9 protein-coding genes and 1 pseudogene are annotated in these 11,299 nt (G+C 51.2%); 8 read left to right on the forward strand and 2 right to left on the reverse strand.

All coding sequences use genetic code 11. The features are described 5' to 3' along the window. A pseudogene (locus tag AQR02_RS33660) lies at window positions 1–725 on the forward strand (UbiD family decarboxylase domain-containing protein); the annotation flags it as partial. A gap of 6 nt (window positions 726–731) precedes the next feature. Here the strand turns inward: AQR02_RS33660 and AQR02_RS06770 are convergent. Beyond that, window positions 732–1,118 carry a hypothetical protein gene (locus AQR02_RS06770; RefSeq protein WP_054939928.1) on the reverse strand — a complete coding sequence of 129 codons (387 nt, stop codon included), beginning with the start codon at window positions 1,116–1,118 and terminating at the stop codon, window positions 732–734. Between the two features lie 511 nt (window positions 1,119–1,629). On the opposite strand from AQR02_RS06770, the gene AQR02_RS06775 reads away from it, so the two are divergent. The 6 genes from AQR02_RS06775 (at window position 1,630) to AQR02_RS06800 (ending at window position 8,968) form a co-directional block, all read left to right on the forward strand. Next, entirely contained in the window at window positions 1,630–2,697 is a 1,068-nt protein-coding gene (locus tag AQR02_RS06775) for a glycosyltransferase (RefSeq protein WP_054939929.1), read from the forward strand. A 25-nt stretch (window positions 2,698–2,722) separates the two neighbouring features. Continuing rightward, the gene (locus tag AQR02_RS06780) at window positions 2,723–3,277 is read left to right on the forward strand and encodes a GNAT family N-acetyltransferase (protein WP_054939930.1); all 555 of its coding nucleotides are present in this window, start codon (window positions 2,723–2,725) and stop codon (window positions 3,275–3,277) included. A gap of 1 nt (window position 3,278) precedes the next feature. Continuing rightward, on the forward strand, window positions 3,279–4,265 hold the full coding sequence (locus AQR02_RS06785) for a helix-turn-helix transcriptional regulator (RefSeq protein WP_054939931.1): 987 nt from the start codon (window positions 3,279–3,281) through the stop codon (window positions 4,263–4,265). Window position 4,266: 1 nt separating this feature from the next. Further along, window positions 4,267–4,845, forward strand: a complete 579-nt coding sequence (locus tag AQR02_RS06790; RefSeq protein ID WP_054939932.1) for a GNAT family N-acetyltransferase — start codon at window positions 4,267–4,269, stop codon at window positions 4,843–4,845. 206 nt (window positions 4,846–5,051) lie between these two features. Next, on the forward strand, window positions 5,052–7,868 hold the full coding sequence (locus AQR02_RS06795; protein WP_054939933.1) for an ATP-binding protein: 2,817 nt from the start codon (window positions 5,052–5,054) through the stop codon (window positions 7,866–7,868). A gap of 2 nt (window positions 7,869–7,870) precedes the next feature. Further along, window positions 7,871–8,968, forward strand: a complete 1,098-nt coding sequence (locus tag AQR02_RS06800) for a response regulator (RefSeq protein WP_054939934.1) — start codon at window positions 7,871–7,873, stop codon at window positions 8,966–8,968. A gap of 88 nt (window positions 8,969–9,056) precedes the next feature. On the opposite strand, the gene AQR02_RS06805 is transcribed toward AQR02_RS06800, so the two are convergent. After that, complete coding sequence (locus AQR02_RS06805) at window positions 9,057–10,214, reverse strand: glycosyltransferase family 4 protein (protein ID WP_054939935.1); 1,158 nt, start codon at window positions 10,212–10,214, stop codon at window positions 9,057–9,059. A gap of 196 nt (window positions 10,215–10,410) precedes the next feature. Between AQR02_RS06805 and AQR02_RS33665 the strand changes: the two genes are divergently transcribed. After that, the coding region (locus AQR02_RS33665) for a lamin tail domain-containing protein (protein WP_245237172.1) at window positions 10,411–11,299 on the forward strand (889 nt) is incomplete at its 3' end.

Genomic DNA, 11,299 nt, shown 5'->3' on the forward strand with positions numbered 1-11,299 from the left:
TGAAGCAGCCGGCGGAGCTTCTGACCATTGCCAACCGGGTACTGGGAACCGGCCAGCTTAGCCTGGCCAAATATCTGTTCATCACTGCAGAAGAAGACCGGCCGATCAGCACGCATAACATTGCTGATTTCCTGACTTATATTCTGGAGCGGATAGATCTGCGGCGCGATATTCATTTCCAGACCAACACTACGATTGATACACTGGATTATTCGGGAACGGGGATCAACAGCGGCAGCAAGGTGATTTTTGCGGCAGTGGGCGAGCAGAAGAGAAGGTTATGCACAGAGGTGCCGCAGGCATTGACGGCGCTGGAAAGCTTCGGAGAGGCTAAGCTGGTGCTGCCTGGCATCATTGCGCTGCAAGGCCCGGCGTTTAGTACTTACGGGGAAGCTGAACTGGAAATGAGCCGCTTAAGCGCTGCTATTGAAGCGCAAGGCCCGCTAGCGGATTGCCCGATGATTATCCTCTGTGATGACAGCGGCTTTATGGGTAAGGATCTGAGCAATTTCCTGTGGGCAACCTTTACGCGGAGCAACCCTTCTCACGATATATATGGCGTGAACAGCACGGTACAGTTTAAGCACTGGTCTTGCGACAATGTCATTATCGACGCCCGCGTGAAGCCTCACCAGGCGCCGCCGTTAATCCCTGATCCGGCGGTGCAGCGCAATATTGAACGGTTATTCGTACAGGGCGGAAGCCTTAGCGGCATCCGCAAATAGCCCGGATTATTCCGTGGCGGGAGCAATAACTTTAATATATTCGTGCTCACTTGCCCTTACGGCGATAGCCTCCTCCACGGGAATACCTTGGATAGCATAGAGTTTGCTGCCCGCCTTGAACGTGGTTGAGAAATTGTTAGGGGAACCCTGGATGCACTCATTGGACTGCAGCGTAATCTCTCCAATTTCCTGATCAATTTCTGTAACAGATGTATCCGTTATGGCGTATACCCGGTCATTCCATTTCACCAGCGGGAACGGGTAGGAGGCTAGTGCTTGGACGGTCTGGATATCTGCTGAAGGAACAGGCTGCGGAGGCTGTTGAGCATTTTGTCCTGGGGATGAGCAGGCGGCAAGAAGGATAAAGCTGAGTAGAAGGATCGACTTTTTCATGAATGAGATCACCTCCTTGGTTAGACGCTGTTACAGGCTGGAATGTTATTATTCACGATAGATTACAAGCTGTCCCTCGCTTTAATAGGAGGGGCATTTTTTAGGTTTATTATAGATTGAACTAGAAAACTTGAGATAACAAAGGAGTGCCGGAGGGGGATTTTGGAACTGTAGGAGCGATAGCGACCGCCTTTGTCTCCGGATTTCACCCGCTTACATAGAAAAAAATCAAGAAATCAGGGGACAACAGCGGCCGAAAGTCCAAACATCCACCGTAGATGCGACTGACCTGTACTCTAAAAAACTTTAAGTTCACTATATATATTATATTGTATAGCGCTGGAAGCAGGCTTCATTTACTGCAAATAAAATTAAAAATGAAAATATATAGAAAATAATGTATAATCCATGTAGATTTTAAAAGGGAAAAAATGGATCATTGCTTCCGCTCTCCGATTTGTATATTTCTGTGAACGATGTGGTCTTATCAGAACTGTTAGGAGGTTGGGAAATGAGAATCGCGATTGTCAGCAATAAACGCTCCGGGTTAGGCGGTATGGAAGCTGTCTTCAGAACTGTAATGCAGGAGCTAGGCAGAAATCAGGATGAGGTCAAGATGTTTCTCATGGGCGGCTCGCTGGACAAGGATTGGCTGCAGGATATTGATCATGTGGAGATTGGTGATCAGCGGACGGACAATGCGCTTAAGAGAAGGTATAGCTTCACGCTTCCGCTATTCAGGCAAATCAGGCAGTATAAGCCGGATGTTATCATTGGCTGTGATCCGAATGTAGTCTGTTACTGCAAATGGATGATGCGGATTATGAACCGCAAAACTCCAGTGGGCAGCTGGGTTCATAATGAACTGTCCACGCTCTGGAAGGTCCAATTGCTGAAATACGCCGATTTTCATCTCTCGATCAGCAAGGGGATCGCTGAGCAGATTCATAATGTAGTAGGCAGCGGGTCGAACAATAAAATCTTCGTAACCCATAATCCTGTTGATGTTGAGGTGCGGGAAGTGGCAAGGCCTGAAGTCCCTACATTTCTCTACATTGGAAGGCTGGAGAACCGGCAGAAAAGAGTGCGCGATTTAATTGAAGCCATGGCTAAGCTTGAGGGAGAATGGAAAGCGGTAATTGTCGGTGACGGGCCGGACCGGGAGGAGGTCTATAACCTGGCCGGATCCTATGGGATTAATGAGCGGATTGAGTGGATGGGCTGGCTTAAAAATCCCTGGTCAGAAATTCCGCGTGCGTCGGCACTGGTGCTGACCTCTAACTTCGAAGGGTTCCCGCTGGTTTTGCTGGAAGCAATGGCCAGAGGTATTCCTTGTTTAAGTACAGACTGCCAGCACGGACCTGCAGAAATCGTCATTCCGGAGAGCAACGGCTGGCTGGTCTCTGTGGGGGATGTTGAAGGTCTCGCCGCGACCATGCAGCAGATCATCAATCATCCGGAGCAGCTGCCGGATCCGCAATTCGTCAAAGAGTCAGTAGGCAAATTCAGCATCACCAATGTGGTCAACAATATCAGGGGTATAATCGACAGGGAATTACAGTTGAAGATCTCCTCATAAAAAACAGATTAAGGATGATCAAAGCATGGAAGGATTAGAAACAGAGCGTTTAATTTTAAGACGCTTCCAGCCCGGGGATGGAGAGGATCTGCATGAGTACCTTTCCGTCGAGGAAGTCGTCAAATTCGAGCCCTATGGTGTTCATAGCGAAACAGAGAGCAGGGCAGAGGCGCTGCGGCGTTCGGGGGATCCGGCGTTTTGGGCAGTCTGTCTGAACGATTCGGGGAAGCTGATCGGCAATTTATATTTTCAGCAGCAGATGCCGCATCATTTCCGGACCTGGGAGCTGGGCTATGTGTTCAATAACGAATTTCAGGGCTGCGGTTATGCGGCGGAGGCCTGCCGTAAATTGCTGGAATACGGCTTTACCTCTTTGCAGGTCCGGCGTGTAACTGCACATTGTGATCCTGATAATGCGCCGTCCTGGCGGCTGCTGGAGAGACTGAACCTGCGCCGGGAAGGCCACTTCCTGCAGACCGGATATTTCAAAAACGATGAACTGGGCCGTCCAAATTGGCATGATACGTATGCGTATGGACTGCTTGAGAAGGAGTGGCAATCATCGAGAGCGGAGAAATGAGATGAAAATTAACCGGCTGCTCGGGATTGTGGTGTATCTGCTTAACCGGGAGGTAGTCAGCGCCCGTACGCTTGCGGAGAAATATGAAGTCTCCCCCCGCACCATCCAGCGTGATATGGAATCGATCGGTCTTGCCGGAATTCCCATAGGTTCGATTCAGGGCGTTAATGGGGGCTATTACATTCTGGACAGCTTCAAAATGAACCGGCAGCTGCTCCAGCCGGAGGATTATAAGTATATTGTAGCCGCGCTGAGAGGCCTTGTCTCCGGATATAACAGCAGACGCGCAGAGGAAACGGTAGAAAAGATGTTGTCCTTATCTCCTGAAGGCAGTGAGGCAGTACAGCCGTTACAGCTGGATTTGGAAGTGCTGCGCGAGGGGAGCGGAACCGTACAGTACATTGAGGTCATTGAGGAAGCTATACGCCAAAAATGTACGGTTCGGTTTCAATATACGAATGCCCGGCAGACGGTTTCCAGCCGGAGCGTAGAGCCCTTGCTTTTGTCGTATAAATGGTACGCGTGGTATTTGTTCGCCTATTGCCGTGACCGGAGGGATTACCGGCTGTTCCGGCTCTCGCGGATCAGGGAGATACAGAACACCGGCGAAGCTTATACACAGGATCATGGGAATGCAGCGCGTTTGCTTGCCGATCATCAGGATCGTCGGGCCAATATCACAGTTAAGCTTGCTTGTCCGGCAGATCGGAGAGTACAGCTGGAGGAGGCTTTTCCAAAAGCGAGGCTGCTGGAAGAACGGTGCACTGAACTGGTGATGGAATTTACGGTTCCTGAGGAAGAGAGCGGCTGGTTTGCTACCCTACTGCTGCTCGGCGGCCAATGTACAGTACTTGAACCGGAATCGCTGCGCCTGAGGCTGCAAAGCCATGCCCGGATGATTGTACAGAAGTATGAAGGGAATGACGACAGACAGTTGTCCGGATTGCCCGTTTATAATGGAGATATTCACACCATAAGGAGGGCTTGAGATGGAGATTAAGTTACTGGACCCTTACACCGTTTGTCCTGTATTTGATACCGGTGGCTTTTTGCTAAGATTGGTACAGCAGGAGGATGCTGAAGATTTACTCGGGTGCTATTCGGACCCGGAGTCCATTCCCCTGTTTAACAGCGACAACTGTCTTTACGGCTTCAGCATGCACCTGCTGGATGATATGAAGGCCACGATTGAAGCCTGGCTCGCAGAATACCGGGCTCGGGGATTTGTACGGTTCAGCATTATTGAGCAGACTTTTGGCAAGGTGATCGGGACGGTGGAGTTTTTTACCAGGACATTGCAATCCGCTGGCGGACAGCATGAAGCCGGAATTTTGCGGCTTGATCTTAAATCCGGGTATGAACGGGAACCAGTGCTTTGCGAGATTCTGGAGCTGTTAGAGTCGCGGTTTGGCGAGTATTTTGCATTCTCCAGTATATTGACTAAGGCAGTGCCGCAGGCTACGGCAAGAATCAGCGTTCTACATCGTTTGGGTTATCAGAGGATAGAGCGAAGCTCCGATTTACCGTATGATGACTACTACATAAAAGAAAGAAACAGCGGATCGTAACCGGTTCCTTAACATTATCTTGCTGTTCCCCCTATCAGCCCGTCTGATCTCCCTATTTGGAGACTTGGACGGGCTAATCGTTTTGCTGAATAATGTCGAAAAAAAGAGTAGTAGTACCTCAGCATAGGAGTTTAGAATGGAACACTACAGGACAATTACACTTCGGCAGGAGATAAACTATTGAATTCAAGGGTGGTTGGCGGCGGATGGATAAAGGCAAAGCAAGCATCTTAGGGATGGTTATAGCAATCTACATACTGGTTGTACTGCTTAAAGGCTTATCGGTAGAGGTGTTCCTCAATTTCGTCATTCTTATTTTGATCTTATGTTTCGCTGTATTCAAAAATAAAAAGAAGGATGTCTTCGAGTACGAGCAGATCAAAAAGGAGCTGTCGGATCAGCTCTATTTCACCTCCCAACTGATGGATTCCCTGCCGCATCCGCTTTTTTATATTGATGACCAGCAGTGTTTTCTGGGCTGCAATACCGCCTATGAGCAAGCTTTTCAAGTGTCTGGCTGCGAACTGGCCGGCATTCCGATACGCGATCTTCCCCATTTGCCTAAGGACGCGTACCACAATCTTCGTGAGATGATGGCTGAGGTAACGGAGAGCAGCCAGTCTTCGATCCGCCAGATTCAGAGAACCTTTGCGAGCGGTGAAACGCACCATATTCTTTATACGCTGTCTGCTTACCGTTTGTCGGATGATTCCGTGGGCGGATACCTTGGGATTATGACCGATATTAGCGATCTGAAGCACAAAGAGAAGGAGATCCTGGATAACTGGAATTTTCTCAATGCCATTATCAGCCATATTCCGGTAATGATTACGGTCAAGGATGTCCGGACGTTGAAGGTATTCATGGGGAATCAGGCCAGCGCGGACTTTCTGGGCCTTACTCCTGAGGAGCTTGGCGACCTGGAACTTAAATCGGTATTCCCTGAGGAAATTGCCCGGAGGATGATTGAATCGGACAAAAAGGTAATTGCAACAGGACAGGTCCTCAGCGAGATCGATATCATTCCCGATGACAGCGAACACTGCAATCTGCGGTATGTTCGGACCACGAAGCTGCCCATTTTGGATGTGGAGGGACAGCCGCTGTATCTGCTCATTGTGTCCGAAGATATCACCGAAGCGAGACGGAAGGAAGCGGAGCTGAAGCATGCTCTGAATCTGGCGGAAGAGGCGACTGCAGCCAAATCGCAATTTCTGGCAAATATGAGCCACGAGATCCGGACGCCGATGAATGCCATTATTGGCTTAGCTTATCTGGCGCTTAAGACAGAACTTAATCCGAAACAGCAGGACTATCTCTCCAAAATTCATAATGCAGGTACTTCGCTGCTTGGCATTATCAATGAGATTCTAGATTTCTCAAAGGTGGAGTCAGGCAAGCTGGAACTGGAAAATACGGAATTTGTCTTAACAGATGTGATTTCAGGGGCACTGGATTTAGCGGGCCAGACAGCCCACGAGAAGGGGCTTCAGCTGTTGTGTGAAATCCCGCCAGAAGTCCCCTCGCGTCTTAGTGGCGATCCGCTTCGGCTGGGCCAAATCATGACCAATCTGCTAAGCAATGCGATTAAGTTCACCGAGGCGGGTGAAGTTTCGATTGTGGTGGAGCAACACAGCAGAATCGACAGTAAGGTGAAGCTTCAATTCAGTGTACGTGATACAGGAATTGGCATGAGTAAAGAGACGGAAACCAAGGTGTTCCAGGCCTTTACGCAGGCGGACAGCTCCACTACGCGGAAGTTTGGGGGAACGGGTCTGGGCCTGGCAATCAGCCGCAAGCTGGTGGGCATCATGGGGGGCTGTCTTTGGGTGGATAGTGAGGAAGGCAGAGGCAGTACCTTTGCGTTTACGGCATGGTTCGATTTAGTCCAGGCTACAGGTTTACCAGCAAGATCCGTTCCGGTAACGACAATTGATGTGCAGGAAAAAGACTACCGGCTGTCCGGCACCCGTGTCCTGCTGGTGGAAGACAACGAGATTAACCGGCAGATTGCAGCTGAGCTGCTGAGAAGCCAGGGGCTGCTGCCGGATATTGCTGCGAACGGGGCTGAAGCGGTGCGGATGGTGGAGTCCATGTCTGCGGAAAGACCTTACAGTATTGTGCTGATGGATCTGCAGATGCCGGAAATGGACGGCTTTCAGGCGGGGGCAAGAATCCGGGAGCTGGTTCCCGAGCTGCCTATGATTGCGATGACAGCACGTACCATGCAGGAAGAGCGGGAACGCTGCTTCGCAGCCGGGATGAACGGCCATGTTGCCAAACCGATTGATCCGGATATTCTGTTTACTACGATCGGCAAATGGGTTTCGCATGGAATCATCCTGAAATCAGCTGACGGTGCCGGAACGGCAGCTGATTTCAGGCGCTCTACTGAAACCTTGCCATTCCTGCGGTTGAAGGGTATTGAAACCGGAGAGGGGCTCAGCCGCGTCGGACACAACCGGGAACTGTACATCAGCCTGCTGTTGAAATATGCCGGAAATCAGCGTGAAACGGTAGCAAGCTTGCGTAAGGCGTTATGGGCAAAGGATACGGCAGCAGCCTTAAGGCTTGCTCATAATCTGAAGGGGGTCTCCGGTAATATTGGAGTTACGGATGTCCAGAAGCTGGCCGGCCTCCTGGGTAAAATGCTAGACAGCCCTGCTGGGCCGCAAGAGCTGGAGCAGCTTCTGAACAGGCTCGAAGCGGCGGTTCATGCCAGCTCTGAGGAAATCCTCGGGCAGCTGGGCGGCTCTGATCACCATAATGCAGCAAAGTTCATACCTGAGCAGCAGAATGAACCTCCAGTAAAGCTGCTCAGCCGGTTAGAGGATATGCTGAAGGACAGTGATAGTGAAGCTGTCGACTATTTTGCATCTGTAAGGAGCGTACTAGCACTTGCGATGACACAAGATGAGCTGAGACAGCTGGAGTACAATCTGGGCATGTTTGAATATGAGGAAGCCCTCTCCCTTACCCGGAAGGCCATAAGAGATCGAAATTATGAACAGAGGTTGATGTAAATATGCTGGATTCCAGACCTGTTATACTCGTCATTGACGATACGCCGGACAATATTACGCTGCTTAGCGGTTTGTTAAAAGAACAATACAAGGTTAAGGTTGCCACAAACGGAGAGAAAGGTCTGCTAATTGCCAAAGCTGCTCCGCCGGACTTGATCCTGCTGGATATTATGCTGCCGGGAATGGACGGTTACGAGACTTGCCGGAGATTGAAGGAGGACGGGACGCTGCGGGAGATTCCGGTGATCTTTTTGACGGCGAAGGAAGAGGTAGAGGATGAGAATAAGGGCTTTGATTCTGGAGCGGTAGATTATATTACCAAGCCCATCAGCTCACCGGTTCTGCTGTCGCGTGTAAAGACCCATTTAACGTTGAAGCGGTCGAAGGATTTCCTTGCGGACAAAAATCAATATCTTGAGGCGGAAATATCCCGGCGGATGAAGGAGATTTCATTAATTCAGGAGGTTTCGGTGATGGCGATGGCCGCCTTGGCCGAAATGCGGGATACGGAGACCGGCAACCATATTCAAAGAACCAAATTGTATATTGAGGAATTGGCCACACAGCTGAGCCGGACGGACAAATATGCAGGCAGGCTGTGCCCCGAGCATATCGGCCTGATCGTTACGTCTGCCCCGCTGCATGATATCGGGAAGGTCGGCATTCCTGATCACATCCTCCTGAAGCCGGGCAAGCTGACTTATGAGGAATTCGAAGTGATGAAGACGCATACCACCTTGGGCAGAGATGCGGTTCTGCGTGCCGAGCAGCTGATGGATCGTCCGGAGACGTTCCTCCGGTTCGCTAAGGAAATTGTCTATTCCCATCATGAGAAATGGAACGGCACAGGGTATCCGGAAGGGCTCTCCGGCGAGCAGATTCCGCTGTCGGCCCGGCTGATGGCTGTTGCCGATGTGTACGATGCGCTGACCAGCGAGCGTGTGTACAAGGCAGCGATGCCGCATGAGCAGGCAGTAGAGATTATCGTCGCCGATGCCGGCCGGCATTTTGATCCCGATATCGTAGACATCTTCGTAAAGTGCAGCTATAAGTTTCAGGAGATATCCGAGAAATATAAGAATGATAATCTGAACTCATAACACCAATTGTAATGTGGAATAGCGCTCTTCAATAATCCTGCGTAAGGATGGCTGGAGAGCGCTGTTTTTTTTGAAAGGAATTAATTCTCTAGGCTGTAAAAATCCCTGCCGGACTTTTTATCCGCCGGTCTTCAATAACCTCCTCGTAATCGCTGATCAGCCGGTCAAAAATATGCTCCCAGGAGCGGCCAAGCGCCAGCCGCCGCCCCTCCTGGGCCATAGCCATTCGCAGCAATGGCTGCTCCGCCAGCCTGCATATCGCCTCAGCCATTGCCGCCGGCTGATGCGGCTCAAACAGTGTCCCGCTTCGGCCCGGCACGACCAGATCCCGCGAGCCGCCGGCATCCGCCGCGATGACAGGAAGACCCGAAGCCATGGCTTCAAGCACGACATTGCCGAAGGTTTCGGTACAGGAGGGGAAGACGAACAGGTCGCCTGCGGCGTACAGCTCCGCCAGTTCTTGCCCATATTTGCTGCCGGAGAAGGTGACATTCTGAGGTGCTGCGGCCCGCAGCTCCGGCAGCTGCGGACCATCGCCTACAATGAGCAGGTGTACTGCGGAGGCAATGGAATCCGGCAGAAGCCGCATGGCGGCGAGGAGGGTGGCAATATCTTTTTCCGGGGCGATTCGGCCTACATATATAAGCAGCAGCTGGTTTTCGCTCCCGTAAAGCTCCCGTACATCCGCTGAACGCTTCTCTGGAGTGTAAAGACCGCAGTCAACGCCTCTGGACCATAGGCGCAACCCGGAAAATCCGTGTGCACGCAGGGAGCCGATGGTTTCCTGGGAGGGTGCTAGAATCGCATCACAGGACCGGTGGAACCATTTCATGTATTTCCAGTACAGCGGGACAATTCTGCGCATCCGGTAATATTGAAGGTAACGGTCAAAGTGGGTGTGGTAGGAAGCCACATGCGGAAGGTTCTGCTTCTGGGCATAGCGGAGGCCGCACAGGCCGAGGTTGAACGGGGTTGCCATGTGCACCAGATCCGGGCTGAAGGCCCGCAGCTCATTGTGAATGGAGGACATATGGGGCAGCGCTAATCTGCATTCAGGATACAGGAAAAATGGAATGCTGGCAATTTTGCGGACCGGGTCGTTGTCGTCTTGTCCAGAGGCCGGTTTCGGGGTAAACAGCAGGTGCTCGATTCCGCGGCGGTTCAGATGGCCGGTCAGGCGGTGGAGTGTGCGGGCAACCCCATTGGTCTGCGGAAGATAGGTGTCCGTAAACAAAGCTAGACGCATCAATATCCCCTCCAGGACTCTTGTTGCCCTGATCATAGCAGGCGAATATTTGCCTCGGGTCAGCGGAATGTTAGCCGTTTTTCAAATGGAGACCCCGGTTGTTTCTGCAGTTTACGTTCATTTGATGTAACTCTGGATATCAGCAAATACTCGTCCACTATAGTTGTTAAAAATAATCTATAGGAGTGACAACGACTTGAAAAGATCAGGCACAACCCTACTCTCCCTGCTGCTTGCAGCTGAACTGACGCTCGTTCCCGCATGGAGCGCAGGCCCGGCGGCAGCTGCTGCAGCGCTTCTTCCAGGTACTCCTTATACTACTGACGGCAGCTATAGTGTGAGCGTTCCCCATATTATCGTAAACCAGGTATATGGCGGCGGGGATGCGGCAACCACGGGCGGTTATTTCTCTAACGGATATATTGAACTCTATAATCCTACGGATTCTGCTGTTGATTTAAGCGGCTGGTCCCTGCAATATTCTGATCCGACCATGAACGGAGCCTGGAGTAAACTGAACCTGAACGGCATGATTAAAGCGCACTCCTCCTATTTAATCACAGACAGCAAGGGCAATCCGGCCTTTAAGAGTGATATCAGCAGTAAAGCTGACCAGACCTGGAAGGATATTCTTTTCTATAATAAAGGGATGAAGGTTGTGCTGCTTAGCAGTACCGATCTGCTGGATACGGCTAATCCGTTCCAGAACAAGCCGGCAGGCTATGTTGATATGATCGGTACCGCCGGAAATGATAGCGGTTCCGTGATAGACGGCTATGAACTAGATTATCCGACCGGCAAAACCGGTGGAACCTCGAAGCAAAAGTCAGTCCGCCGGGCAGATTTCACGGATACTGACAATAACAAGGAGGATCTGAGGCAGATCAGCTTTGACACTCTGGATGCCTCAGCACTGAATCTGATGAAGCCGCACAGCAGCAGCGATGGAAGCTGGGGGGTGACAGCTCCCGCTCTTGGCGTAGCCACGGTTTCACTCCCGGCTGCAACAGCCGGATCACCCTACTCGGTGTCACTCTCTGTGTATGGTGGGATGCAGCCCTATTCCTTCGCGGCAGCCGGTCTGC

Source organism: Paenibacillus ihuae (genome assembly GCF_001368795.1).
GTDB classification, from domain to species: domain Bacteria; phylum Bacillota; class Bacilli; order Paenibacillales; family Paenibacillaceae; genus Paenibacillus_AQ; species Paenibacillus_AQ ihuae.

What these genes read in the sequence shown, in the direction of transcription:
- AQR02_RS06770 (WP_054939928.1), bottom strand. Translation starts at nt 1,118, where the DNA reads ATGAAAAAGTCGATCCTTCTACTCAGCTTTATCCTTCTTGCCGCCTGC.
- AQR02_RS06795 (WP_054939933.1), top strand. Translation starts at nt 5,052, where the DNA reads ATGGATAAAGGCAAAGCAAGCATCTTAGGGATGGTTATAGCAATCTAC.
- AQR02_RS06780 (WP_054939930.1), top strand. Translation starts at nt 2,723, where the DNA reads ATGGAAGGATTAGAAACAGAGCGTTTAATTTTAAGACGCTTCCAGCCC.
- AQR02_RS06805 (WP_054939935.1), bottom strand. Translation starts at nt 10,214, where the DNA reads ATGCGTCTAGCTTTGTTTACGGACACCTATCTTCCGCAGACCAATGGG.
- AQR02_RS06790 (WP_054939932.1), top strand. Translation starts at nt 4,267, where the DNA reads ATGGAGATTAAGTTACTGGACCCTTACACCGTTTGTCCTGTATTTGAT.
- AQR02_RS06785 (WP_054939931.1), top strand. Translation starts at nt 3,279, where the DNA reads ATGAAAATTAACCGGCTGCTCGGGATTGTGGTGTATCTGCTTAACCGG.
- AQR02_RS06800 (WP_054939934.1), top strand. Translation starts at nt 7,871, where the DNA reads ATGCTGGATTCCAGACCTGTTATACTCGTCATTGACGATACGCCGGAC.
- AQR02_RS06775 (WP_054939929.1), top strand. Translation starts at nt 1,630, where the DNA reads ATGAGAATCGCGATTGTCAGCAATAAACGCTCCGGGTTAGGCGGTATG.